The organism is Streptococcus sp. D2, from assembly GCF_006385825.1.
Classification (GTDB): Bacteria; Bacillota; Bacilli; order Lactobacillales; family Streptococcaceae; genus Streptococcus; species Streptococcus shenyangsis.
The window spans coordinates 24,259-50,924 of the sequence record NZ_VFSI01000005.1; the positions used below are offsets into that span (position 1 = coordinate 24,259).

Sequence of the window (26,666 nt, forward strand, 5' to 3'; positions counted from 1 at the left end):
TTAGTCTACCAACCCGCTCTTAAGGTAAGCATCAACCATACGCTCTGTTGCGACCACCGAGTCAATATGAGTGCGTTCATATGAATGGCTAGACTCGATACCAGCACCGAGAAGGGCGTGTTTGACTTCTGCACCTGCAGACATAGCTGCCGAAGCGTCCGAACCATAAAATGGATAGATGTCCAGCTTAAATGGAATATCTTGCTCTTTAGCCAAGGCAACCAAATGTTGACGGAAGTCATAGTGATAAGGTCCTGAAGCATCCTTGACACAGATAGACACTGTGTACTCATCTGTTTGCTGATCATCCCCCATAGCTCCCATATCCACAGCCAGATATTCTACTACCTGAGCAGGAATATTAGAGTTAGCACCATGCCCCACTTCTTCAAAGACTGAAAAAGCAAAATGGGTTGTTACTGGCAATTCAATCTTCTCTTCCTTATAAATGCGAAGTAGGTTAAGCAAAATCGCTGCGCTGACCTTATCGTCCAAATGACGAGACTTGATAAATCCTGTCTCTGTCACGACAGTTCGTGGGTCAAAGCTGATAAAATCACCAACCTCAATCCCCAAGGCACGAGTTTCTTTTTCATTGGTCACTTTTGCATCCAAACGCACTTCCATATTGTCCTGGGTGCGTTCTGCAGTTCCTGCATCCTTGTAGACATGGCAAGAAGTTTGGTGGATGAGGATGGTGCCTGATAGCTTTTGATCTGTACTAGCCACATGAACGGTACAGTTTTCTCCTTCAATCATATTCCAAGGAAAACCACCGATACGGTCCAATTTGAGACGGCCGTCTGGTTTGACAGCGCGGACAATGGCACCAAGCGTATCCACATGGGCAGTCACATAGCGGTGTTCTTCATCATTTTGACCTTTGATGGTCACATTGACACCACCCTTGGCTGTGCGAACCGGCTGGTAACCAAAACCTTCTAAAGTCTTGACTAAATAGTCCGAAATTTCACGAGTAAAACCCGTTGGCGACGCAATGGCTGTCAGTCCTTTGATATATTCTACTGTTTGATTCATTTCTTCACCTCTTTTGCTACCTATTATAACACATTTATCATCGGATAAAAAAAGAAAATCACTCCTGTAGACTTGGCTACAAAAGTGATTTTAGTGATTATTCCATTTCAAAAACATCGCTTTCTTGCTTGTTTGGTAGAACCAATGAGAGCAAGATTCCGACAATGGCTGGCACCAACCATGGGAGAGATGCTTTAGCAAAAGGAAGAGCGTTAACAAGGTTTGCAAGAAACTCAACCTTAAACGAGCTTCCTAGTACGCTTGCAATGGCAATAGCTGTAACCACAGCAATTGTCAACTGCATACCTGGTTTTGAAAGAGCCACAAATTTATTCACAATGACAATCATAACGATGGCAATGGTGATTGGGTACAAGATAACCAGTACAGGAATTGAGTACTTGATAATCGCATCAAGACCCAAATTAGCAATGGCAAATCCAATCAAGGTAAAGGCTGTCGCATAAACCTTGTAGCTGATTTGTGGGAAGCGCTCATTAAAGAACTCAGCAGTTGACACAATCAAACCAACTGTAGTTGTGAAGCAGGTTACAGTAACCATAGCTGCAAGGAAGATTTGAGCTGTTGAACCAAAGATTTCTTGAGTTGCTTGTGACAAGATGTAAACACCTGGTGTTCCACCCTTCATCGCTTCAGCTGGTACTGGGAAATGATTTCCAAGGAAACCTAAACCGATGTAAAGAGCGCTGAAAGCAAGGGCTACAACGATACCAACAACCCAAATAGTTGAAATGTATTCTTTCTTACTTGAAAATCCAAGTTGTTTCAAGGTTTGAACTGCGATTACACTGAAGGCAACCGAAGCAAGGGCATCCAAGGTATTATAACCTTCTAGGAAACCTGTACCAAAGGCAGAAGCTTGATAAGCAGCTGAAGCAGCTTGAGGACTTGTTCCACCGTATTTGATAGCTCCTAAAACAACCAAGATAACAATCAAGATTGCAAAGACTGGTGTTAAAATACGGCCGATACGGTCCAAGATTTTTGATGGATTAAGCGAGATTAAATACGCTGCCGCAAAATAAAGAAGGGTAAAGACAATCAAGCCAAGTCCTTTATTTGCATCCGATAAAAGGGGGCTAATCCCTACTTCGTAAGCTGTTGTAGCAGTACGTGGGATAGCAAAGAATGGACCGATTGACAAGTAAAGAACTGAGAGGTAAAGAGTCGCAAACCAAGGCGCTATCTTCGTTGAAATCTCGTAGATATATCCTTTAGGATTTAGCGTTCCAATAATAAGGGTCAAGACGGCGATACCGACGCCTGAAAAGACAAAACCTGCGATAGCAGGAAGAAAATGTTCTCCAGATAGAGCACCCAGAGAAGGCGGAAAAATCAAGTTCCCCGCACCAAAAAATATTCCAAACAGGAGTAAACCTGTTAGGGCACCTTTTTTAGCCATGTAAATCTCCTTCATATTTATAAAATACTGACCTAGTATATCATGAATAGGAGTATGAAAAAAGCTTCACGAAGTAAATATTGAATGTTTTCAAGATTCACAAAAATAAGAATTATCTAAAAATAACATTCTCCTACCTAGATCACACCAAGTAGGAGAAAATTCTAATGTTCAAAGTTCTTCAAAGGCAGTCATACCACCTTGGACATTGATAACCTCATAACCTTGTTCAGCTAGGAATTGGCAAGCACGCGCCGATCTCATCCCAGATTTACAAATGACATAATGCAACTGGTTCTTGTCCAACTGATTATAGCTATCAGCTAACTGACTCAGCGGTAGGTTGTGGGCACCTTCTAGATGAAGAGCTTCAAACTCATCCACTTCTCTCACGTCCACTAGAGAAGGTTGGTCGTTTTGGTAAAGCTGGTAAAATGCGTCAAAGCTAATTTCTTTCATTCTTTTTCTCCTAATACTCTTCGAAAATGGTTTTAATTCTTTTTTTCAAGTCTGGCACCACTTCTAACTCAAACCAAGGATTTTTGGCCATCCAGATTTGATTTCGAGGTGAAGGGTGAACTAATGGAAAATAGGCTGGTAAGTAATTCTGGTAATGTTTTACCCGTTCTGTCACCTTGCCACTGATTTTTTCCTGTAAATAGTAGGCTTGAGCATATTGCCCAATCAAAAGGGTTAACTGAATATCTGGTAATTCTTGCAAGAGCTGCGGGTGCCATTTTTCAGCAAAACCTGCTCGCGGTGGCAAATCACCTGACTTGCCATGCCCTGGAAAGTAGAAATCCATGGGTAAAACCGCAAAACAACCTGAATTGTAAAAGGTATCTTCATCTACACCTAGCCAGTCTCTCAGGCGGTCACCACTTTTGTCCTTCCAGTAAAGCCCTGCTTCTTGGGTTTTAAGTCCCGGTGCCTGACCGACGATATTGATGCGAGCAGTCTTTGGCGCTGCAAAGAGAGGCTCTATTCCGCGCTCGGTATAGCTGGCATTCTGCGGATCCGCCATGATAGCCTGCTTTATTCTTTCGATTTGAGACATCTACTTTCCCTCCAAAAAGAAGTCTAAGCATAGCATCTCAGACTTCTATCGTTTTATTTGATCAATTCATAAATAGCTTCGGCATAGATTGCTGCTGCTCGGAAAAGATCATCCAAGGCGATAAATTCATTGGCTTGGTGCATGGTGTCAATTGAGTCTGGGAACATGGCACCATAGGCAACTCCGCGTTCTAACAAGCGACCAAAGGTTCCACCACCGATAACTTGCTCATGACCTTGAAGACCAGTTTGTTTTTCATAGACATTCAACAAGGTTTGTACAAGTGGATCTTCCATTGGCACATAGTGAGGGGTATGACCGTGTTCAGAAAGGCTAACAGAAGCAACTGGCAAGTTTTCAAGGATTAACTTGATTTGCTCTGGACTTGTTCCTTTTGGATAGCGAATATTAAGGGCAATGGTATTATCAGCGCTTGTCTCATCGAAGCGGAAGACACCCGCATTCATAGAAAGGGCACCCATCTTTTCATCCACATGAGCAATCTTAAGACTTTCACCCTCATGGTCGTTCAAAAGAATCTTACCAGCGATATCAAGGTAATCTTTTGCAGGTCCTGCAAAGTCAAACTGGCTGAGGAAGAGGGCTAGGTAAGTCGCACCATTGACACCTGAAGCAGGCATAGCACCATGGGCTGATTTACCGATGATCGTCACCTTGTATTGACCATTTTCTTCTTGAAGTTCTCCTCTAAGTTTGTGTTCTGCAACAAAGGCATCTAGTTTAGCTTGCAAGTCAGCCAAATCACCTGAAACGACCGCTGTTGCTGATTCTGGTACCATGTTTTCACGCAAACCACCTGTAAAACTGTGAAGACGGGCAGCACCTGCATTTTCACCTGCAAAGTGGAGATATTCTGTAATATTTCCTTTTTCACCGTTGATGATAGGGAACTCAGCATCAGGAGAGAAACCAAAGTCTGGCTTCGCAAGTCCTACGTGCTCGAAGTAGTAGTCCATGTCTGCCCAGCCCGATTCTTCGTCTGTTCCGACGATGAAGCGAACTTTTTTAGAAGTTGGAAGGCCCAATTCTTTGATGATTTTCAAACCATAGTAACAAGCTGTTGTAGGTCCCTTGTCATCAGAAGCTCCACGCGCGTAGAGGCGACCGTCTTTGATAGTTGGTGTATAAGGATCCGTGTTCCAACCGCTACCAGCTGGCACCACGTCCATGTGGGCAAAGATTCCGAGAACTTCTTCTCCATCACCAAACTCGAAGTGTCCTGCATAGTTATCAACATTTTTAGTTGGATAGCCATCGCGGTCTGCGATTTCAAGGAATTTTTCTAAGGCTTTTACTGGACCAGGCCCAAATGGATGCTGGGCATCAGCCTTGCTGTCATCACGTTCTGAGTTGATTTCCAAAAGGCTAAACAAGTCAGCCAAGAGGTCTTCTTTGCGTTTTTCTACTTCTGCTGTAAAATCAATTGCTGTCATATTATCTTCCTTCTATCTTTTCTCGATGATTTCATCTACTGGCAAGCGGTAGCTTGGTTCCAATTTTTCATCTGTGTAACCCACTGTAATCAAGAGTTCTGGACGGAAACGGTCTTCGATATCCAAAACTTCGTTGACTTTTGATTTGTCAAATCCAAGAATCATATTTGATCCAATTCCTTGGTCTGTAAGAGCGAGAATCAAGTTCATGGCAACCAAACCTGCATTGAGGGCCAGGTAGTCGCTGACTTGTTGTTCATTGTAGCGTGCAAATTCAGCTGGCAAATTTTTCATGAAGTATTGAAGTTGTTCTTCTGAGAAATTGTTAGCACCACCAACTCGGGCAATCTTACGAGCACGTTTGGCAAGGTCTGTATCCGTAAACAGGGCAATGGTTACAGGCGCTGATGATACCTGCTCAAAGTTGGAACCGTAAGCCAATTTTGCCAGTTCAGCATTTTTCTCACGAACCACCACAAATTTCCAAGGCTGGCTGTTGTGGGCACTTGGAGCCAAGGTTGCAATTTCGATAGCCGTACGCACATCTTTGGGATCCACTTGCTTATCAGTGAAATGCTTGGTCGCATGACGTTTTTTATTTAATTCAAGAAATTTCATAATCGATTTCCTTTTCTAATTCTACTGCTTCCATTCTACCATAATTTGAAAGAGCTTGCAGGGATTTTTCATGATTAAGTTTTTTTTATCACAGCCATAAAAAATATATATTGGTTCATCGGGAAAGTTTCTGATAAACTAGCAGATAACTTACATTTGAATGGAGACATTATGAAAAAATTTAGCCTATTACTTGCTTTCCTTCCATTATTGGTTTCCTGTGGAAATCAAGCTACACCTAAAGAAACCAGCTCTCAAAAGACAATCGTCGTTGCTACAGCTGGTGATGTGCCGCCATTTGACTACGAAGACAAGGGAAATCTGACAGGCTTCGACATCGAAGTTCTAAAAGCAGTAGATGAAAAACTCAGCGACTATGAGATTCAATTCCAAAGAACTGCTTGGGAGAGTATCTTCCCAGGACTTGATTCTGGTCACTATCAGGCTGCAGCTAATAACTTGAGTTATACAAAAGAGCGTGCTGAAAAATACCTTTACTCACTCCCAATTTCCAACAATCCCCTCGTCCTTGTCAGCAACAAGAAAAAGCCTCTGACTTCACTTGACCAAATTGCTAGTAAAACAACGCAAGAGGATACTGGAACTTCAAACGCTCAATTCATCAATAACTGGAATCAAAAACACACTGACAATCCCGCTACAATTGATTTTTCTGGTGAGGATATCGGTAAACGAATCCTAGACCTCTCTAACGGTGAATTTGATTTCCTAGTCTTTGACAAGGTATCGGTTCAAAAGATTATCAAGGACCGTGGCTTAGATCTCTCAGTCGTTGATTTACCTTCTGCCGACAGCCCCAACAACTATATCGTTTTCTCAAGCGACCAAAAAGAGTTTAAAGAGAAATTTGATAAAGCGCTCAAAGAACTCTATCAAGACGGAACACTTGAAAAACTCAGCAATACCTATCTAGGTGGCTCTTACCTCCCAGATAAATCTCAGTTACAATAAGATATATAAAAGCGATTGGAGCAGCCAATCGCTTTTTTAGTTTGCATTGGTTATTTTAGGAAACTCTTACAAAAAATCAAAATAATCCTTCACATCCTCTACATACCCATGCTTTTCTATTAAGCTGGCTAAGAGTTCCAGATTGTGTCCCTGATAGTTATCTTCACGACGTAGTTCTTCATACATTTCGATAAAGGGAAGCCCCTTGGATTTGGCCAATTCTAACTCCGCTTCATAATCATAAGCGACTTTACGAAATTGGATATTTACCAATTCCCCATCTTCAATCTCTATCACGGCATACTGGGCACGGTGATTTTTTAACTTTTCCCAATTAAAATAGGGCATACCAATCGAACCTGGATTGATAATTTGTTGCCCTTGACTGCCATAACGAAGCAATTGCTTGTGAACATGACCATAGACTGCCACGTCGGTTTCCGCATCTAGCAGTTGATCAAATTTCTCTGTATCATTCTCAACTAGCAAGTCACCACCATAGTTCTTATTTGGCAAATTATGAGAAAGAGAAAAGCGCAGTCCGTCAACTTCTTTCTTTTCTAGCAAAGGTAAGCTTCGTAACCAGACAATCGTTGCAGGATCCATTCGCTCCATCAAAAACTGGGTCAATCGCATGAGCTGGATTTCTTGTGGATGTTCCAAACCATATTCGCCATCCAAGGCCTCAAGGACACAATCATCCCAATTACCTCGAACACTTGCCGTTATAGGAAGTCCCTTCAGCAGAGCGACCAGATCATTTGCGCCTGGACCAGGAAGAAAAATATCTCCCAGAAGCCAGTATTCACTGACTTCTTGATTTTTAGCATCTGCAATCACTGCTTCTAAGGCCGTCGCATTGCCATGAATATCTGATAAAATTGCGATTTTATAGTTCATGATGGTTTCCTTCCGTTTGGCAATCTACTCTTTCTTCCGCCACTTGAACCAATTCCACTTCTTCCTGCGGATTCAACTTCCTCTGCACAGCCTCTGCAACCGCTCTAGGTACTCCAACTTCGACAATCTCATCCACACTGGCTTCCTTGATTTTAGTGAGAGACTTGAAATGTTTCATGAGATTCTGTTTGCGTTTAGGCCCCAGACCTTCAATCCCATCCAGTTGTGATGAAAAGGAATTTTTGGAGCGCAGTTGGCGGTGGAAAGTAATGGCAAAGCGGTGGACCTCATCTTGGATGCGTTGAAGGAGGAAAAATTCCTGAGAATTTCTAGACAACTCCACCACCTCAAGCGGATCTCCAAAGAGCAATTCATGGGTTTGGTGCTTATCATTCTTTTGCAGACCTGCAATGGGTATATCCAAGCCCAGTTCCTCTTGGATGACTTGCTTGGCGATATTGACCTGACCTTGTCCTCCATCAATGACAATCAAATCTGGAGGAGTCAAACCGTCACGCTGTACTCGACCATAGCGTCTGCGGATAACCTCTCGCATACTAGCATAGTCGTCTGGCCCGACTACGGTTTTTATCTTGTACTTACGGTAATCCTTCTTACTGGGTTTTCCATTGACAAAGACTACCATGGCTGAAACAGGACTAGTTCCCATGATATTAGAGTTATCGAAGGACTCGATACGAACTGGGGTTGGGATTTGAAGCAAGCGTCCCAGATTTTCAATAGCCCCTTGGGTCTTTTCGACAGATTTCTCTAGCAGATTAAATTTCTGCTCTAGACTGACTCGAGCATTCTTTATAGCCAAATTGACCAGTTGCTTTTTCTCTCCACGTTGAGGCTTAAGAATCTTGGTGTCTACCAAAGCCTTGACAGCTTCTTCGTCAATATCCTGCGGAATCAGTACCTCATTGGGAACCAGGTGAGATTTTTCTTGATAGAACTGTCCCACATAGGTCAAGAAATCTTCGTCTGGATCATTGTAATAGGGGAAAAGATTGACATCGCGCTCAATGAGTTTTCCCTGACGGACAAAGAAAACCTGAACACACATCCAACCCTTGTCCACATAGTAGCCAAAGACATCACGATTCTGGAGATCCTTAGCCATGACCCGTTGCTTGGTTCGAAGCGTTCCAATAGCCTGAATCAGGTCACGGTATTCCGCTGCACGTTCAAATTCCATAGTCTGGACTGCCGCTGCCATTTTTCCCTTAAGAGCATCAATGATTTTGTCATCCTGCCCTTTCAGAAAATCAGAAACCTCCTGAGCCATAGATTTGAAGTAGGCCTCATCCTTCTTACAGATGGTATGGGCCATACATTGACCGATATGGTAGTAAAAACAGACCTTAGACGGTGGATTGGTACACTTACGAAAAGGGAAAATCCGATCCAGCAACCGCTTGATTTCATTGGCTGCCCCCACATCTGGATAAGGGCCAAAGTAGAGACCTCCGTCCTTTTTGACCTGACGAGTGATAATCAAACGAGGATAGCGCTCATTGGTGATTTTGATGAAAGGATAGGACTTATCATCCTTGAGCATGATATTGTATTTGGGCTTATTTTCCTTGATCAGGTTGATTTCTAGGAGAAGTGCCTCAATATTGGACTCCGTAACAATAAATTCAAAATCCACAATTTCAGACACCAAGGCCTCTGTTTTTGTATCGTGACTCCCACGGAAATAAGACCTCACGCGGTTACGTAGATTTTTAGCCTTTCCTACATAGATAATCGTACCGTTTTTATCCTTGTGAATGTAGCAACCAGGGCTGGTAGGCAAGAGCTCCAGTTTTGATTTAATCAAGTTATTCATAGTTCCATTATAGCAAAAAAGTAGGGAAAGATAGTCCCCTACTCATTGGTCTCATATAATTTTCGAAGGTTTTCAACATCCTCTTTCTGGATACCATAAAAAGAACCTGCTGGTTGCATCACAGACTTCTCATCTGTATGGTCCAAGCCAATAGCATGCCCCAACTCATGTTCTGCCGTATGGACAAGGCGCTCATAGGAATAGCCATAGTCAGGATTGGACAGATAATAATGATTCAACCGCACCGTGACAGACAAGAATTGTCCTGTTAAGAAGTTGGTTTGACTTTCCGCCTCTCCTGCCACAGGAGTGTTTCCATCGTTCATCTCCGTAGCCGTAATATCTGCCTTGCTGACCTCAGTCACGAGTTCAAAATTAAAAGCACCAGTTTGATTCCAATTCTGAATCGCTTCTAAATACGCCTCTTGAAAGCGTGAATTCATCTGGGGATCCAAGTAAATACGAGCAGAAGCCTGTGACCACCTTCCTTCAGAATGTTGGTGGCTATCAGTCTGGTTCAACTTAGGCAGTTGCCCTGTTCTTTCCCATTGGTCGATACTTTGTTGACCAATTTTTACCGACCGCTCTGCTTGCTTTAGCGCTCCTTGAAAATCCCCGTTCAGATACCAGAGAAAACCAAAAGCAAGAGCGCATAAGAGAACAACTATCCAAACCAGGCGCCAAAACAAACGCCACACAAAAGAAAAGAAAGCCCCTATCAAACGAAAAAGCCAACGCATATCTCTCCACCTTTCTAGCAAATAAAGTCTATTTTACTAAAACAAGCTGAAAGAAAGCTAAATACTGGCTTTTTCATCTTAACGTCCTAATATTTTTTTGAATAACTGAATAGCTTTGTATTTTAAAGGTGATGGATGGTAACGGAAAGTACCCGCTTTGCGTACAATATAGCCATTAAAATTTTGTTTAAAACGCAAAACACCATCACTACCATCAAAAATCCCTTGAATACCTAGGAAGTTGTATTTAGGTATTCCACGTTTTATACTTTCCAACATAACATATTTTTGAAGTAGCGCAGGGGCATAGAACTTATTAAATTCAGTGTAGGAACCACTAAAGAGGTAAGTCGTTTCCTGAGGCATATAAACAAATAAACTCCCGGCTAAAACAATATCTTCTTCTCCATATTTTTCAATCAAGTCTCTCGCTTCTGCTTTTCGAACTTCAAAAGTTTCAAATTGACTAGAATATTCTCTCAGTTGATTTTGTTTTTTCTCAGAATGAGGATTTTTACTCAAATCAAGTCGCAACTTGTCCAAGATTTCTTCTAGTTTACTTTGTTCACCTTGCAATTTGCTCATATACTCCGAAAAATTTAAGCTTGCTATGAGAAACTCCGCCTGTTCTCCAAATGAATCATAAAAGTGCTCATAATATTCTAAACTTTTATCACTATATTCTCTACGTTCAGAGGTTTCTTTTGTTATATTCTTAAAAATCGATAATTCTTCACGTTTTAACTTTTTCAACCGAATGCCAAACGTTTCAGCCTTTTTCACCAAGGGTTTGCCCTTTTTGCTAAAACTTTTAAGCAAATTCTTTTCAGTTAATTCAGTCAAATCTTTATAGTATAACCAATCTGGTTCTCCACCTGGATAACCCATTGTCAATCCATCAAATTGATAACCTAAATCAGTTAAACCTTGAATGATACTTTTTTTCTCAGCATCTATTGGATTACCTTCACTATCAAAAGTTTGATACGTTTCATAAGGTTTTACAAGCAACTCTAATACACCATTTTGCTTAGCATATTCTTTTAACTCCGCATAAAAAACTGGAAGAGCATCTTGTTGGGTATAAATCGGACCCGAATTGAGCTCCATATGCAGCCCCCCCAGCATGGGCAAGCTATAAACCAGAGCTGCAACTTGAATCTCTCCTTCTTGTTTCAAAGCAAGATAAACAATTCGAGCCCCTCTTTTGTCTAACAAGTCCCCCATCTGGACCGATTGCATAAAGGAACGAGAAGAAACCTGATCAGAATAAGTACGAAACTCTTCTTTCGTGAGTGTAGTTAGTGCCATATACTTACTTTCTATGTTTTTTTCTTAATGTTTTACGGAAATCAAGAGCAAGTCTTAACAGAGGATAGAGAGGATGAGTGGGCATTGTAAATTCACCCAAATATTCTTCAATCGTTGGATTAAATTTTTCCTTAAACTGATAAAGTCCACCATTGAGAGAGTTTTCAACACCACCTAAATTTTGCCACACCATACCTCGCTCAAAGGCATAGCGAGCCGTTTCATACCAAGTTAAAATTGGTGCATTGTAACGTTTAAAATCATCATCCATACCAGCATATAGATTGACAGAGGTAGTACCAAATTCCAAACTTAAAGTAGCCGATAAAGGAATGTTTGATTTTCCCATATTCATATATCCCTGCAAGAAATCTATTTCCTCTTCTAAACGTTCTTTTTCTTTTATATTTTCCTGAACTTTTGAAGATTTGGTTGCATCATTAAATTTTTCTGCAACTACTCTATTTTTTTCTAACTGTTCTTCTAATTCTCTTAAACGCTTAGAAACATCCAAACTCGTTAGCGTGATATAGGAATCTTCTTTGAAGTTATCTAATAATTTTTTATAATAGGCTTCGTTTCTTAAATGAATCTCTTTGCGCTTCTCAGTTTTTTTCATCAACTCCGAAAATGAATCTAATAGTTCCAGTCCACCATATTGAATTTCAAGCCCTTTGTTCCGTGCTGTTCGGATAGCTTGCCTCGTTGATTTAGAAAGTTTATCTTCTTCAAAATTTTCCTTATATATTTTCGCCTGAATACGAGGCTGAATGGTGTCATCCATCTCGATTGTCCGCCCAGACCACTTCACTCCTAGTTGCCCTAAAATCTCAACAATAGCAAGATTTTCAGGATATTCTCTTTTATCTTGATTAACCAAATGTTGAGATAGACAAATGCTTGGATCGAAAGTCACAAAAACCGCTCTCTTACTACGAGCATAAGACTTAATAGACTGCAGGACAAACTTTAAAAGTTCTGTATCCCTGTAATCCAATATAGGACCTCTTGGAATATAAAACATTTTATACCCCAAAGGCAGAGATTTTATGAGAATACTAGCCACAGCCAGTAAGTTCTCCCCTTCATAAACCCCAAGTCTCTCATGATTCCAATCAGATTTCACTTTTTCCCAAGCACTGCTTTGTAATAGATTAACCATGGGATGTTCTTTTACAAAATCATCATACTCTGATAATGGTATCCCAAGCTGATAACGATACATATTTTTCTCTCTTTCAACTAGTATCTCTCTACTATTTTACTATTTTCGATTAAAAAGTCTAGTGAAAATAGACTTCCATAATTGTTTTTAAGCCAAGAATAACTATAAATGGTAGTTTATTTATAAAAAACTAGCTCAATCTCTCTTCCAATTTGAAATCAATTGGTAGGGTTGCTAAAAAACCTTCCAATTGTTTTTCCCAATAATACCACTCATGAGTTCCAGCGCTATGGCTATAGGTCATATCAAAACCTAGTTTTTTGAGGTTTTTCACTGCCAGATTATTGGCTTCATACAAGAAATCCTGCTCGCCACACCAAGCCCAAAGCTTGGTCTTTTTGTCCGATTTTTTTGCCAGACTTTCAAGAGAATAAGGGCTAGTGGTCCAATCTTTAATTTCCCCAAACACACCTCTCCAATAAGCTGGCGTTCCCAAATTTTGGCTTTCAGGAGAAAAATCTTGAAAGCTCAGGGCGCCTGAAAAACTAGCTGCGTGAGAGAAACGATTTGTAGCAAGAGCCAATTTAAAGCAGCCATAGCCTCCCATGGAGAGACCAGCGATAAAGGTCTTTTCACGCTTACTGGTCATGTTAGGGAAGAAGCGTTTTAGAACCTGTGGTAATTCCACTGCTAGAGCTGTGTAATAGTCAAAACCATACTGGGTATCGGTGTACCAACCGTTGCTGGTATTGGGCATGACGACGATAAGATTGGTTCCTCGAAGCAAGCGTTCTACATTGGTTCGCTTGAGCCAACTATTATGATTGCCAGACATCCCATGCAAAAGATACAAGACAGGGATATCTTTACATTCTGGATCTTCCACTCGATTGGCATCAGGGTAGAGGACATTCACTCCCCACTCCATATCCAATACTTGTGAGTAATACTCAATTTTCATTACTGCCATGATTTTCTCCTTCTATTTTCCGATAAGAAAAAGCCGAAATTCGACTTTCTCTCTGTTTATTTCAAAGATTATTTCGCTTCCATGACTACTGGTAAAATAGCTGGACGACGCTTGGTTTGATCAAAGAGGTACTTGGTCAGATTATCACGAACCTTCCCTTTGAGATCTGCCCAATCAAAGTCATCTCCTTGAAGATACTCTTCAACCGTTTGGTTAATCAATTCTGAACTTTCACGGAGAATATCGCGACTCTTCTTGAGATAAACAAACCCACGCGTGTGAACACGAGCCTTGGCCACAATTTTCTTCTCACGACGGTTAACAGTAATTGCTACGATGAAAATACCATCCTCTGACAAGACCTTACGGTCACGAAGAACCACATTCCCAACATCACCGATGGCATTTCCGTCAATCAAGACATCCCCTGCCGAAACCGCTCCAGCTGGGACAAAGTCCCCATTCTCATAAGACATGCTGGTTCCCTTTTTAGGAATAAAAATGCGTTCTGGCAACATCCCAACTGCCATAGCAGCCTTAGCATGGGCATCCAACTCGCGGTATTCCCCTTGAATCGGGAAGAGATACTTGGGTTGCAAGAGATTGATCATCAACTGCAAATCACGCGCATTTCCGTGGCCTGACACACGTAAGTTTTGGGTGATCAATTTGACAACACCACCAGCTTGGTAAATCATATTTTCCACACGGGCCATAACTGCTTCTTTGGCGATAGATGGAGTCGTTACGATATAAACCAGGTCACCGTCCTTAATTTCCACATAACGGTGGCGACCAATTGACATCTTACGAAGACCGTTGATAGGCTCACCCATACGACCTGTCTCAAGGATGATCAACTCATGGTCTTCAAAACGAGACATATCTTTTGGTTTAATCAAAAGACTTTCGTTAGCTAGAGACAATTTCTTGAGGCGAATCGCAGTACGGACGATATTTTCAATATCAAACCCTGTCAAGACCACACGACGCCCTGTTGCATCCGCAGCGTCAAACACCTGCTGGATACGAGAGAGGTTGCTGGCTACTGCTGCAACAATGATACGACCATCCCAGTCCGCAATGGTTTGAGTGATTTCGTCCCCAACCTCACTTTCGCTAGCCACCTGGATATTACTATCTGCATTAGCTGAATCACTGAGAAGTGCTAGAACTCCATCACGACCGATTTCTGCCAAACGAGCGAAGTCTGTCGCATAAGATTCACTAGCTGTCTGGTCAAATTTGAAGTCACCTGTGTAAACGATGCTGCCTTCAGCGGTCTTCAAGACCACACCCAGACTCTCTGGGATCGAGTGGGTCGTACGGAAGAAGGAAACCACAGTCCCTCCAAAATCAATCTCCGTATCCTCATCAATGACATGGAAATCATTGAATTTCTTAACCGTATCATTTCCTTTGACAAAGAGTTTGGCCAATTCAATGGTCAACTCAGAGCCAAATACAGGTACCTTGGCTTCAGCCAAGAGATAAGGCAGAGCACCAATGGCATCCGCATGGCCATGGGTCAAGAAGACCCCTGCGATACGGTCGCTATTTTCAAAAAGGTAGTCCATATTTGGAATAACTACGTCTACCCCTAGTTGTTCATTTTCAGGGTACTTTAGACCTGCATCCAAAACGAAAATAGATCCATCGATTTCAGCGATATACATATTTTTCCCATTTTCACGCACACCACCAAGTGTTGTTAAACTGATATTACTCATTTTTCCTCCGAAAGCTTAATTTATCTTGATTATAGGGTTACTTGCCCTCTTATTCTAAAAGCACTATTACTTTTAGCCGAATCTTTTCCTACCATTATACCATTTTTTTGATGATTTTCAAAATGAAGATTTGTTTTCAAAAAAGAGCTGGTTGCCCAACTCTTTCCTATCTGCTATTCTTTTTCCATTAAAAAGTCATAAATTTCTTGCACAGTACCCAGCGCCATCATTTCTTGATCTTTGACGGTTTGTTTGAGATTTTGGTAAATCTGACTTTCTCCGATTTCCCGCTTTGGTGCCTCTTTATTCACTGTCATGACACCATCTGTGATCGTCACAAAGCCTAGTTCTTCAAATACTTGAATCATCTTGACCAGCAAGATTTGTTGAATATTGAGATAAGTGGCCAAATCTTTCAGCTTGTAGCGAATATCAAACTCTGGGAACTGGTAAATGGTCTTGTACAATTTAGCAAACTGCTCTCTAGTCCCATATCCTGTTAGATAGTAGGCCTTGTCAATATCATTTTTGAAATAAACAGCAGAGAAATGCTGTTCCTGAAAAATAGTTTTCAGCAGGGTAATATCCTCAGGAATGGTTTTCACTACAACAGCTTCACTAGTTTCTATATCTGGCACTTCTCCAGCAAAATCCAAGACTGGAACCCCTTCTGGCAAGACTGCATTTTTCCCACGAATGTTAAAGAGTTGAACACCCTCCACACGCGCATCCACCATCATCAACTGCAGGGCAGTTTGGCCATTCCATTGGTTGACAGACAATTTGACTGCCAGCTCTAGATTCTTGGTTTGAGAAAACTCTGTTACCCATCTGCCTTGTCCAAAGGCTACCACTTCAAAACTCGCCTCACCCTTGGAAATTTTCAGCTTGAGATGGGCATTGCCTGCCCCCATAGTACGGGCACTTTCGACCTGAAAATCCTTGATATAAAAGACAGGTTTCTGATTGTCCATGCCAAAAGGTGCCAAACGTTCAAAGTTCTTGACTGTTTCAAGACTCAAAGTCTCCAAATCCAACTCTTCATCTAGATTTAACTTGTTCTTACCAGCAGTATCTGCACCTTTTTCACGGACATAATCTTCCAAGACCTGAGATAAATCTGAAAGTTTCTCAACTTCCAGCGTCATGCCAGCTGCACCAGCATGGCCACCAAAGGCTATGAAGAGGTCTCGATGAGGATCCAAGGCTTCAAAAATATCGACCGCTTCCACACTACGAGCACTGCCCTTGGCACGACCGTCCTCTATATTGAGAACGATGACTGTCTGTCCTAGTTCTTCCAACAAACGACCAGCCACGATTCCTAGAACTCCAGGATTCCAGCCTTCCTTAGCCAAGACTTGGACCTTCTTCTCAGGATCCACCATAGTCTTGGCTTCTTCATAGATAGATTGCACGATTTCCTTGCGCTCTTCGTTTTTCTGATGAATCATAAGGGCAATCTCGTGTGCTTCCTCATCATCAAACCCAGTCAGCAAATCAATGGCAGGATTAGGATCATCCAAGCGCCCCAAGGCATTCAAACGAGGGGCAATCTGGAAACCAACTGTCTCTTCTGTCACTTCGTTGGCTGCAATCCCAGCTATATCCAGCATTTCTTGTAGACCAATGCGCTGAGTGTGCCCCAACATTTCCAGACCATACTGAACCAAGATACGGTTCTCATCCGTCAAACTCACCATATCCGCAATGGTACCAATAGCGACCAAATCAAGCAATTCCACTTGTACTTCTTCTAAAAGAGCACACGCCAGTTTGAAAGCCACTCCACAACCAGCCAAATATTTAAAAGGATAGTCCGCATCTGGATGCTCAGGATGGACAATAGCATAAGCATCTGGTAAGGTTTCAGGCATGGAATGGTGGTCAGTCACAATGACATCTACTCCCATAGACTGGGCCAATTCAATAGCCTCGTGACCAGCTACCCCATTATCCACAGTTACAATCAAGGAAATTCCTTCTTGCTCGATAAAATATTTATAGACACTGGCATTTGGTCCATAGCCATCGGTAAAGCGATTGGGCAAGTAAACACGGCACTCAGCGCCAAGCTGTTCCAAACTTTCCTTAACAATCGAAGCCGAAGTCATTCCATCCGCATCGTAATCTCCATAAATGAGAATATTTTCCCCTTCTTCAATGGCCTGACGAATCCGCTCCACTGCCTTATCCATATCATGAAGCAGATAAGGGTCGTGCAAGTCCTCCAAGGAAGGTTCTAAAAACTTCTTCAAACTTTCTTGGTCCTGAATCCCTCTCTCAAATAATAACCGAGCCACCTCAGGACCCAGTCCAGCCTTCTTGGCTATCTTTGTAAAATCCGCATCTTCTACTTGCGGGGCAAACTGCCATTCATAAGTAGGTGTTATCAAAAAGACATCCACTCTTTCTAAGAATTCTATCGCTTCATTATAACATGATTTAGGCTTTTTCTCTATCCAGATTGCTTTTTTATAAAATTTTAGTGAATTTTTTCAGATATGATTTGACAAGGTAATTCTTTTGGTGTAAAATCATGTTATAAAATCTAACACAAAGGAGATTCCTTATGGCTTTAGTAGAATTTGAACACGTCGAAAAATATTACGGAGACTACCATGCACTCCGCGACATCAATCTCCGTTTTGAAAAAGGACAAGTCGTTGTACTCCTAGGCCCTTCTGGTTCTGGGAAATCCACTCTTATCCGCACCATCAATGGTTTGGAGGCTGTTGATAAAGGAAGTCTTCTAGTAAATGGGCACCAAGTTGCTGGTGCCAGCCAGAAAGATTTGGTTCCTCTTCGCAAGGAAGTCGGCATGGTTTTCCAGCATTTTAACCTTTACCCTCACAAAACAGTGTTAGAAAACGTAACACTCGCACCCATAAAAGTTCTAGGAATTGATAAAAAAGAAGCTGAAAAAACAGCCCAAAAATATCTAGAATTTGTAAATATGTGGGACAAAAAAGATTCTTATCCAGCCATGCTATCCGGTGGACAAAAACAACGAATTGCCATTGCTCGTGGACTCGCTATGCATCCTGAACTCCTTCTCTTTGATGAACCAACATCTGCCCTTGACCCTGAAACCATCGGTGATGTTCTGGCTGTTATGCAAAAATTGGCCCACGATGGTATGAATATGATTATCGTGACTCATGAAATGGGCTTTGCCCGTGAAGTTGCTGACCGCATCATCTTTATGGCTGACGGAGAAGTTTTGGTAGATACGACCGATGTCGATGACTTTTTCGACAATCCAAGCGAACCTCGTGCCCAACAATTCCTCAGCAAAATCATCAACCACGAAAGTGACAAAGTAAAATAAGGAGGTCTCTATGAAAAAGAAATTCTTTTTATCAGCATTATTGATTAGCCTTTTCGGCCTTGCTGCTACAAAACTAGTGCAGGCTGATACCAGCGTCGCAGACATTCAAAAGAGAGGCGAGCTGGTTGTTGGTGTCAAACAAGACGTTCCCAATTTCGGCTACAAAGATCCCAAGACAGGGACCTATTCTGGTATTGAAACTGACTTAGCCAAGATGGTAGCTGATGAGCTTAAAGTCAAGGTTCGCTATGTGCCAGTTACAGCACAAACTCGCGGACCTCTTCTAGACAATGAACAGGTCGATATGGATATCGCGACCTTTACCATCACAGACGAACGCAAAAAACTCTACAACTTCACCAGCCCTTACTACACAGATGCTTCTGGCTTTTTGGTCAATAAGTCTGCCAAAATCAAAAGTATTGAGGACTTAAACGGAAAAACCATCGGAGTTGCCCAAGGTTCCATTACCCAACGCCTGATTACCGAACTGGGTAAAAAGAAAGGCCTGACCTTTAAATTCGTCGAACTTGGTTCCTACCCAGAATTGATTACTTCCCTTCACGCTCACCGTATCGATGCCTTTTCCGTTGACCGTTCTATCCTATCTGGCTACATCAGTAAGCGGACAGAACTACTAGATGATAGTTTCAAGCCATCTGACTACGGTATCGTTACTAAGAAATCAAATACAGAGCTCAACGACTATCTTGATAACTTGGTCACTAAATGGAGCAAGGATGGTAGTTTGCAAAAACTTTATGACCGTTACAAGCTCAAACCATCTAGCCATACTGCAGATTAAGGAGGACACCCTATGACAGATTTATCATCTTGGACAGCCTATTTTCAGGATTTTGGACAATTTTTCAATGGTTTCCTCTTCACCCTTGCCCTAGCGATTGGATCCTTTATCCTAGCCATGATTTTAGGCATCTTCTTCGGAGCCATGTCAACCAGTAAACGTCCGATATTGAGAATTTTGGCTCGCATATTTGTGGAGTTTTATCAAAACACTCCCCTCTTGGTGCAGTTTGTCATCGTTTTTTATGGTCTACCTCTAATCAGTGACCATATCATCATGATTCCGATTTATTGGACAGCTGTTCTCTGCGTAGGACTCTATCACGGAGCCTATATCGCTGAGGTGATTCGCTCAGGTATTCAGTCTATTCCTAGCGGTCAGATGGAGTCCGCCTTGTCTCAAGGCTTTACCTATATCAGTGCCATGCGCTTGATTATCTTGCCTCAGGCCTTTCGTATCATTCTCCCTCCTTTGACCAACCAAATTGTTAACCTCATCAAAAACACCTCGACAGTCGCTATCATTTCTGGAGTGGACTTGATGTTTGTAACCAAATCTTGGTCGGCTCTTAACGGAAACTATATCCCAGCCTTTTTAGGCGCTGCCCTTCTCTACTTTTCTCTATGCTTTCCTGTTGCCCAGTTTGGTCGCAAGATGGAGCAAACCAACAAAAAAGCCTATTCACTTTAGGAGGTTACTATGGAATCCATTTTAGAAGTTTTGACCCCAGATAACCTAGTCTTTATCTTTAAAGGATTTGGCTTGACCCTCTATATTTCTCTAATTGCCATCGTCCTCTCTACCCTTATCGGAACGGTGCTAGCCGTCATGAGAAATGGGAAAAATCCTGTCTTACGTATCATCTCCAGCATTTACATCGAGTTTGTGCGTAACGTTCCCAACCTTCTTTGGATTTTCACCATCTTTTTGGTGTTCAAGATGAAATCCACTCCAGCAGGCATTACCGCCTTTACCCTCTTTACCTCAGCGGCCCTAGCTGAGATTATTCGAGGCGGTCTCAATGCCGTAGACAAGGGACAATACGAAGCAGGAATGTCACAAGGCTTCACCTCAGTCCAAATCCTCTACCACATCATTCTTCCACAAGCTATTCGCAAAATGCTGCCAGCCATCATTTCCCAGTTTGTAACCGTAATTAAGGATACCAGTCTTCTCTACTCTGTTATCGCCCTACAAGAACTCTTTGGAGCCAGCCAAATTCTCATGGGCCGTTATTTCGAACCAGAGCAAGTCTTCAGTCTGTATATCCTGATTGCCCTCATCTACTTCAGCTTTAACCTAGCCATTTCTAGTCTGTCTCATATGCTAGCAAAACGTTGGCAACAATCTGCAGAATAAACAGCCACTCTCCAGTTAAATTGGAGAGTTTTTTGATGATAGTAGATATTTATAGACCTCAATTTGACACCATACTTTTTCTATGATAAAATGTAACAAATTTATTTACAACAAATCTAATCTTAATGAAATGGAATTTTCTATGAAATCACTCAAAGGACTACTCTTTATCATAGCTAGTTTTGTCTTGACTATTTTGACTTGGATGAGCACTTCTCTCCAATTCATGATTCCAGGACTAGCTTTAACAAGCCTATCTCTGACTTTTATCCTAGCCACTCGTCTCCCCCTACTAGAAAGCTGGTTCCACGGTTTGGAGAAGGTCTATACTGTCCACAAATTCACAGCCTTTCTCTCCATCATCCTACTCATCTTTCATAATTTTAGTATGGGCGGTTTGTGGGGATCTCGCTTAGCTGCTCAGTTTGGCAACCTTGCCATCTATATCTTTGTCAGCATCATCCTTGTCGCCTATTTAGGCAAATACATCCAATACGAAGCTTGGCGATGGATTCACCGCCTGGTTTATCTAGCTTATATTTTTGGACTCTTTCACGTCTACATGATGATGGGCAATCGTCTCCTTACATTTAATCCTCTAAGTTTTCTTGTTGGTAGCTATGCCCTTTTAGGCTTGCTAGCTGGTTTTTATATCATCTTCCTTTATCAAAAGATTGGCTTCCCTTATCTAGGGAAAATTACCAATCTCAAACGCTTAAATCACGATACTAGAGAAATTCAAATCCATCTTAGCAGACCTTTCAACTATCAATCAGGACAATTTGCCTTCCTAAAGATTTTCCAAGAAAGTTTTGAAAGTGCTCCGCATCCCTTTTCTATCTCAGGAGGTCATGGTCAAACTCTTTACTTTACTGTTAAAAATTCAGGTGACCATACCAAGAATATCTATGACAATCTTCAAGTCGGCAGCAAAGTAAGCGTAGACAGAGCTTACGGACACATGATCATAGAAGAAGGACGAGAAAATCAGGTTTGGATTGCTGGAGGTATTGGGATCACCCCCTTCATCTCTTACATCCGTGAACATCCTATTTTAGATAAACAGGTTCACTTCTACTATAGCTTCCGTGGAGAGGAAAATGCAGTCTACCTAGATTTGCTCCGTGACTATGCTCAGAAAAATCCTAATTTTGAACTCCATCTAGTAGACAGTAGGAAAGACGGCTATCTTAATTTTGAACAAAAAGAAGTGCCCGAACATGCAAGCGTCTATATGTGTGGTCCTCTTTCTATGATGAAGTCACTTGCTAAACAGATTAAGAAACAAAATCCAAAAGCAGAGCTTATTTACGAAGGATTCAAGTTCAAATAACCAACTACATTCTCCTGGAATTTCCCAGGAGTTTTTTCTACGCAAACACTCAAAAACACTGCCAGATTTCTAGCAGTGCTTTGAATTTCATTTATCTTAGTAAATTGTTCTTTCAGTTTCTACATCGAAGAAATGTGCTTTGTTCAAGTCAAATCCAAGTTCAACTGTTGCACCTGTTTGCAAGTAGTCACGAGCATCAACTTTGGCAACAAATTCATCTTTACCAACTTGGCAGTAAAGGTGAGATTCTGAACCAAGCAATTCTGATACAGAGATAGTAGCTTTTACAACTGATTCTGGGAATGTTTCAAGGAAAGCAGGTTCTGCATTCACATCTTCTGGACGAATACCGAAAATCAATTCTTTACCTTCATAGCCTTTTTCACGAAGTACTTTCAAAGCGCCTTCTGGAACTTTCAAACGGAAACCGTCTGAAATAATTTCGCTACCAACCAATTTCACATTGATGAAGTTCATTGCTGGACTTCCGATGAATCCTGCAACGAATTTGTTAACTGGGTTTTTGTAAACTTCTTGAGGAGAACCGATTTGTTCTACACGTCCGATAGTACCTGTACCAGCAGGGTTCTTAGTTGCTGACATGATAACGATACGATCTGCAAGTGTCATCGCTTCTGTTTGGTCGTGAGTTACGTAGATAGTTGTAGCCCCGATACGACGGTGAATTTTAGCGATTTCAGCACGCATTGATACACGAAGTTTGGCATCCAAGTTTGACAAAGGCTCGTCCATCAAGAATACTTTTGCGTCACGGACGATCGCACGACCCATGGCAACACGTTGACGTTGACCACCTGAAAGGTCAGCAGGTTTACGTTCCAAGAATTCTTTCAATCCAAGGATTTCAGCTGCTTCTTGCACACGTTTGTCGATGTCTTCTTTGCTGTATTTACGCAATTTCAAACCGAAAGCCATGTTGTCATAAACAGTCATGTGTGGGTAAAGAGCGTAGTTTTGGAATACCATGGCGATGTCACGGTCTTTTGGAGCTACGTCGTTGACAACCACGCCATCGATAGATGCAGTACCTTCTGTGATGTCTTCAAGACCAGCAATCATACGAAGAGTTGTTGATTTACCACATCCTGAAGGACCTACGAAAACGATAAACTCTTTGTCTTTGATGTCCAAGTTGAAGTCTTCAACTGAGTAGTGTTCGCTGTTTGGATATTTTTTGTAAATATTTTTAAGATTCAATTCTACCATGAGGTGAACTCCTTTTGTCTTTTGATAGTTTTATTATAGATGAAAACGCTTTACATTTCTATGGCAAGGTGACCAAAAAAATAAAAAAGTTCTGTGCAACTTGCACAAAACTTTAGAGAATATCTGGTAAAATCAATTGATAACACAAGGTCAGGTCAGTCAATTCCTTCAACTGTAGCCCTGTCAATTCTTCCCACTTATCAATCTTGTATTGGAGAGAATTGCGGTGCAGATAGAGTTGCTGGGCTGTTTTAGTGAGAACAGCACTATTTTCCCAAAGAGAGAGAATGATTTCCTGAATCTGATCTTGATCCAAAATCATCTGGTGTAGACATTCCTTGATTGCCTTCAAGTCCACGAGTCTTTCTCCCATACTCCAAAGATAGAGCTGAGAAAAAGTATGAACACCTTGATGACCCTGACGCCACCAAGTCTTAAACAAATCGCGCTCCGCTTTGATTAAGTCTGATAGGGCTTGATGGCCTGTCTGAGACCAAACCTGACCCAACATGATAGAGAGACGAAGTCCAAAGTCATACTCAACCGCTTCAATCGTATCAGATAAGATTGAACGTACAGAGGTGTACTTATCTTGTTGGAGAACAAAAATGTAATCCTGCGCTCCCACCTGAATCACCGTCTGACAGTTGGGAAAAAGAGTCCGCATCATATCTAGCCAAGACGTCAAATTCTCCTGTTGGAAATAGGAAAGATGACAATAAACCAACTGAATCTTTTTGAAAGCTTGCGGTGCTTGCCCCTTCCCCTCAATCAGATAGGGATACCAAGGATTGAGCGAACTAGATTGCTCCTGCTGGGTCAAAAGAGCAACCAACTGCTTTTCACGCTCGCTGAGCCCAGATTTCTCCAGCAAAAGCCACTGCTGAGAAGCCAAAGGGAGCGTGAGATAGCCCTCTTTCTCTACTGGTTGGTCTGAAATCCGAGCCTCAGGAAACCAGTCTTGTAGTTCTTTTGCCATCATCTCCTAGCCCTCCACTTTTCGGATGCACCACGAAATCAAGCTCTCAAGACGCTCCATATTTTCAGTCATATGGAGATAGCCCATCACGGCTTCAAAACCTGTGGACATACGGTAAGTCACCACATCAGCATTTTTGGCCTTGGTGTGGCTATTGGTATTGCGACCACGCTTGTAGATTTCTTCTTCTTTTTCCATCAAGACTTGCTCCTCCAACATGAGGGAAATCAGGCGAGCCTGAGCCTTGGCTGACACATACTTGGTTGCTTCTTGATGGAGTTTATTGGGTTTGGTCATACCTTTGAGGATGAGGTGGCGGCGAATATACATAGAATACACCGCGTCCCCCTCAAAAGCTAACGCAATCCCGTTAATGAGATTGACATCAATCACATGTCCACCTCACTCCATCTTTGGTGTCAAGGAGCTTAATACCTTGAGCAGCCAATTGGTCACGGATCTGGTCCGCTGTCGCAAAGTCACGATTGGCACGCGCTTCTTGGCGTTTTTGGATCAAGTCTTCAATCTCTGCATCCAAAACTTCCTCAATAAAGACAATTCCAAAGACTTCCAACATATCCGCAAGAACTTCCTTAACCGCTGCATCATAGTTGCCAGAGTTGATCCACTTGGCCATTTCAAAGACTACTGTAATACCGTTGGCAGAGTTGAAATCCTCATCCATTGCTGCTACAAACTTATCTTTAAAGGCTTGCAACTCTTGCGCATCTACAGTTCCAGTAAATGGTTGCTCGTAAGTATTCTTCAGATACTTGAGATTAGTCTCTGCATCCCGCACTGCCTTTTCTGTAAAATTGATTGGCTTACGGTAGTGTTGAGTCGCAAAGAAGAAACGAAGCACTTGTCCATCAAGAGTTTTGAGAGCATCGTGCACTGTGATAAAGTTACCCAAGGACTTGGACATCTTGACATTGTCGATATTGACAAAGCCATTGTGCATCCAGTAGTTGGCAAAGGTCTTACCTGTTTTGGCTTCTGACTGGGCAATTTCATTGGTATGATGAGGAAACTCCAGATCGGCTCCACCACCGTGGATATCAATGGTGTCGCCCAAAATCTCTGTCGACATGACTGAACACTCGATGTGCCAGCCCGGACGACCAGGTCCCCAAGGACTATCCCAAGAAATCTCGCCTGGCTTGGCAGCTTTCCAGAGGGCAAAGTCTACAGGATTTTCCTTACGAGCCGTTTCTTCATCGGTACGACCTGAAGCACCCAGCTCCAAATCTTCCAAGGTTTTATTGGCCAACTTGGCATAGTTGTGGGATTTTTCCACACGGAAATAGACATCCCCTTGACTCTCGTAGGCAAAGCCTTTTTCAATCAACTCTTCCACAAAGCGGATAATGTCATCCATAAACTCCACCACACGCGGATGGCGAGTCGCAGGTTTGACGCCCAAGGCCGTCACATCCTCACGAAAGGCAGCGATGTACTTGTCCGCAACCTCCTGAGGCGTGATACCTTCTTCCTTGGCACGGTTGATAATCTTATCATCCACATCCGTAAAATTGGAAATATAGGCAACGTCATAACCACGATATTCAAAGTAGCGACGAATGGTATCAAAAGCCACCGTCGAACGGGCATTCCCCACGTGAATATAGTTGTACACCGTTGGCCCACAAACATACATCTTAACCTTACCATCCTCAATCGGGACAAACTCTCGCAAATCACGAGACATGGTATCGTAAATTTTAATCATGCGGTCCACTCCCTTCTCTATTTCTGACTTTTTCGGCTGAAAACCAGCTCTGCAAAAGGACCAAATTGTCTGAGGCTATCCAGTTGGTAAAAGCGCTGCCCTTCCTCTTGGGTAAAGAGGGGAACCCCCTTTCCTAGGATAAGGGGCGCTATCTGAATAATGAGGTGATCGAAAAGATCCGCATCCAAGAGCGGTCCTACTATGGAATTACCACCAATCACAAAGACATTTTTGCCTTTGTCAATCTGGTGAACAAAGTCCACCACATCCCCAGCTACTGGCTGGTAATTGCTGACAGGCAGGTGCCTATCATGCGTAAAGACATAGTTTTCCGTAGCTTGATAAAAACTTTCTACATCTTGCAAATCTTGGATTTCCTCAAAGGTCCGCTTGCCCATGATGGTGATATCCATTTGCCTGTAAAAGTCATCATAGCCTGTATCCTCTACAGAACCAAGCTGATGCAACCAGTCTATCCTGTGCTGGCTGTCTGCCAAGTAGCCATCCATGGTGACACAGCCGTAAAAATATACTGCCATTCTTGTAGTTTCCTTTCTAGTTCTGCTTCGCCTTCACTTAGCGGGATAGACCCAGATGATTATACCTAAGCTAATCAAAGTATTCAGCAAAATCCTTGCTGGACAAGAAAAATAAGCCAGACAATAGCAATACCAATCTGCAGCAGAAA

The 26,666-nt window shown here is 42.1% G+C and carries 25 protein-coding genes; 6 read left to right on the forward strand and 19 right to left on the reverse strand.

Annotation, left to right across the window (positions count from 1 at the left end):
- From FJR73_RS04100 to FJR73_RS04125, 6 genes are all read right to left on the reverse strand, one after another.
- Complete coding sequence (locus tag FJR73_RS04100) at window positions 1-1,038, reverse strand: M42 family metallopeptidase (protein ID WP_140833481.1); 1,038 nt, start codon at window positions 1,036-1,038, stop codon at window positions 1-3.
- A gap of 97 nt (window positions 1,039-1,135) precedes the next feature.
- Complete coding sequence (gene brnQ / locus FJR73_RS04105; protein ID WP_181146599.1) at window positions 1,136-2,461, reverse strand: branched-chain amino acid transport system II carrier protein; 1,326 nt, start codon at window positions 2,459-2,461, stop codon at window positions 1,136-1,138.
- 171 nt (window positions 2,462-2,632) lie between these two features.
- Window positions 2,633-2,920 (reverse strand): rhodanese-like domain-containing protein, encoded by a 288-nt coding sequence (locus FJR73_RS04110; protein ID WP_140833486.1) that lies wholly within the window; start codon window positions 2,918-2,920, stop codon window positions 2,633-2,635.
- A gap of 10 nt (window positions 2,921-2,930) precedes the next feature.
- Window positions 2,931-3,518, reverse strand: a complete 588-nt coding sequence (locus tag FJR73_RS04115) for a uracil-DNA glycosylase family protein (RefSeq protein ID WP_140833487.1) — start codon at window positions 3,516-3,518, stop codon at window positions 2,931-2,933.
- 53 nt (window positions 3,519-3,571) lie between these two features.
- Window positions 3,572-4,972 carry a dipeptidase PepV gene (gene pepV, locus FJR73_RS04120; RefSeq protein WP_140833488.1) on the reverse strand — a complete coding sequence of 467 codons (1,401 nt, stop codon included), beginning with the start codon at window positions 4,970-4,972 and terminating at the stop codon, window positions 3,572-3,574.
- 12 nt (window positions 4,973-4,984) lie between these two features.
- Window positions 4,985-5,590, reverse strand: a complete 606-nt coding sequence (locus tag FJR73_RS04125) for a nitroreductase family protein (RefSeq protein WP_140833490.1) — start codon at window positions 5,588-5,590, stop codon at window positions 4,985-4,987.
- Window positions 5,591-5,761: 171 nt separating this feature from the next.
- Between FJR73_RS04125 and FJR73_RS04130 the strand changes: the two genes are divergently transcribed.
- A complete protein-coding gene (locus FJR73_RS04130; RefSeq protein WP_140833492.1) occupies window positions 5,762-6,562 on the forward strand; it encodes an amino acid ABC transporter substrate-binding protein in 801 nt (266 codons plus the stop codon).
- 66 nt (window positions 6,563-6,628) lie between these two features.
- Here FJR73_RS04130 and FJR73_RS04135 read toward each other — a convergent pair whose 3' ends face one another.
- The 8 genes from FJR73_RS04135 to recJ form a co-directional block, all read right to left on the reverse strand.
- Window positions 6,629-7,462: a metallophosphoesterase gene (locus FJR73_RS04135; RefSeq protein WP_140833494.1), complete on the reverse strand. Its 834-nt coding sequence runs from the start codon at window positions 7,460-7,462 to the stop codon at window positions 6,629-6,631.
- Window positions 7,452-9,299, reverse strand: a complete 1,848-nt coding sequence (gene uvrC, locus FJR73_RS04140) for an excinuclease ABC subunit UvrC (RefSeq protein ID WP_140833496.1) — start codon at window positions 9,297-9,299, stop codon at window positions 7,452-7,454. Before uvrC ends, FJR73_RS04135 begins: the two co-directional genes overlap by 11 nt.
- 38 nt (window positions 9,300-9,337) lie before the next feature.
- The gene (locus FJR73_RS04145) at window positions 9,338-10,039 is read right to left on the reverse strand and encodes a M57 family metalloprotease (RefSeq protein ID WP_140833498.1); all 702 of its coding nucleotides are present in this window, start codon (window positions 10,037-10,039) and stop codon (window positions 9,338-9,340) included.
- Window positions 10,040-10,117: 78 nt separating this feature from the next.
- Window positions 10,118-11,350: a peptidoglycan bridge formation alanyltransferase MurN gene (gene murN / locus FJR73_RS04150; RefSeq protein WP_140833500.1), complete on the reverse strand. Its 1,233-nt coding sequence runs from the start codon at window positions 11,348-11,350 to the stop codon at window positions 10,118-10,120.
- A 4-nt stretch (window positions 11,351-11,354) separates the two neighbouring features.
- A complete protein-coding gene (locus tag FJR73_RS04155) occupies window positions 11,355-12,575 on the reverse strand; it encodes an aminoacyltransferase (protein WP_140833501.1) in 1,221 nt (406 codons plus the stop codon).
- Between the two features lie 130 nt (window positions 12,576-12,705).
- Window positions 12,706-13,485 (reverse strand): alpha/beta hydrolase family protein, encoded by a 780-nt coding sequence (locus FJR73_RS04160; protein WP_140833503.1) that lies wholly within the window; start codon window positions 13,483-13,485, stop codon window positions 12,706-12,708.
- Between the two features lie 68 nt (window positions 13,486-13,553).
- Window positions 13,554-15,215: a ribonuclease J gene (locus FJR73_RS04165; RefSeq protein ID WP_140833504.1), complete on the reverse strand. Its 1,662-nt coding sequence runs from the start codon at window positions 15,213-15,215 to the stop codon at window positions 13,554-13,556.
- Between the two features lie 173 nt (window positions 15,216-15,388).
- Window positions 15,389-17,611 carry a single-stranded-DNA-specific exonuclease RecJ gene (gene recJ / locus FJR73_RS04170; protein ID WP_181146600.1) on the reverse strand — a complete coding sequence of 741 codons (2,223 nt, stop codon included), beginning with the start codon at window positions 17,609-17,611 and terminating at the stop codon, window positions 15,389-15,391.
- 176 nt (window positions 17,612-17,787) lie between these two features.
- On the opposite strand from recJ, the gene FJR73_RS04175 reads away from it, so the two are divergent.
- The 5 genes from FJR73_RS04175 to FJR73_RS04195 all read left to right on the forward strand — a co-directional run bounded on the left by FJR73_RS04175 (window position 17,788) and on the right by FJR73_RS04195 (window position 22,043).
- Complete coding sequence (locus FJR73_RS04175; RefSeq protein WP_001229568.1) at window positions 17,788-18,546, forward strand: amino acid ABC transporter ATP-binding protein; 759 nt, start codon at window positions 17,788-17,790, stop codon at window positions 18,544-18,546.
- A 10-nt stretch (window positions 18,547-18,556) separates the two neighbouring features.
- A complete protein-coding gene (locus tag FJR73_RS04180; protein WP_140833506.1) occupies window positions 18,557-19,351 on the forward strand; it encodes a transporter substrate-binding domain-containing protein in 795 nt (264 codons plus the stop codon).
- 12 nt (window positions 19,352-19,363) lie between these two features.
- Window positions 19,364-20,041, forward strand: coding sequence for an amino acid ABC transporter permease (locus FJR73_RS04185; RefSeq protein WP_140833508.1), 678 nt, complete (start codon window positions 19,364-19,366; stop codon window positions 20,039-20,041).
- A 9-nt stretch (window positions 20,042-20,050) separates the two neighbouring features.
- On the forward strand, window positions 20,051-20,710 hold the full coding sequence (locus FJR73_RS04190; RefSeq protein ID WP_140833509.1) for an amino acid ABC transporter permease: 660 nt from the start codon (window positions 20,051-20,053) through the stop codon (window positions 20,708-20,710).
- 142 nt (window positions 20,711-20,852) lie between these two features.
- Complete coding sequence (locus tag FJR73_RS04195) at window positions 20,853-22,043, forward strand: ferric reductase-like transmembrane domain-containing protein (protein ID WP_181146601.1); 1,191 nt, start codon at window positions 20,853-20,855, stop codon at window positions 22,041-22,043.
- Window positions 22,044-22,139: 96 nt separating this feature from the next.
- Here the strand turns inward: FJR73_RS04195 and FJR73_RS04200 are convergent, their stop codons facing one another.
- From FJR73_RS04200 to FJR73_RS04220, 5 genes are all read right to left on the reverse strand, one after another.
- Window positions 22,140-23,270, reverse strand: a complete 1,131-nt coding sequence (locus FJR73_RS04200) for an ABC transporter ATP-binding protein (protein ID WP_000229946.1) — start codon at window positions 23,268-23,270, stop codon at window positions 22,140-22,142.
- Between the two features lie 112 nt (window positions 23,271-23,382).
- On the reverse strand, window positions 23,383-24,252 hold the full coding sequence (locus tag FJR73_RS04205; protein WP_140833512.1) for a helix-turn-helix domain-containing protein: 870 nt from the start codon (window positions 24,250-24,252) through the stop codon (window positions 23,383-23,385).
- A 3-nt stretch (window positions 24,253-24,255) separates the two neighbouring features.
- Complete coding sequence (locus FJR73_RS04210; RefSeq protein WP_140833513.1) at window positions 24,256-24,642, reverse strand: Mini-ribonuclease 3; 387 nt, start codon at window positions 24,640-24,642, stop codon at window positions 24,256-24,258.
- Window positions 24,635-25,978, reverse strand: coding sequence for a cysteine--tRNA ligase (gene cysS / locus FJR73_RS04215; RefSeq protein WP_140833514.1), 1,344 nt, complete (start codon window positions 25,976-25,978; stop codon window positions 24,635-24,637). The genes FJR73_RS04210 and cysS overlap by 8 nt, the downstream gene beginning before the upstream one ends.
- A 17-nt stretch (window positions 25,979-25,995) precedes the next feature.
- On the reverse strand, window positions 25,996-26,517 hold the full coding sequence (locus tag FJR73_RS04220) for a dihydrofolate reductase family protein (protein WP_140833516.1): 522 nt from the start codon (window positions 26,515-26,517) through the stop codon (window positions 25,996-25,998).
- Between the last annotated feature and the right edge of the window lie 149 nt (window positions 26,518-26,666).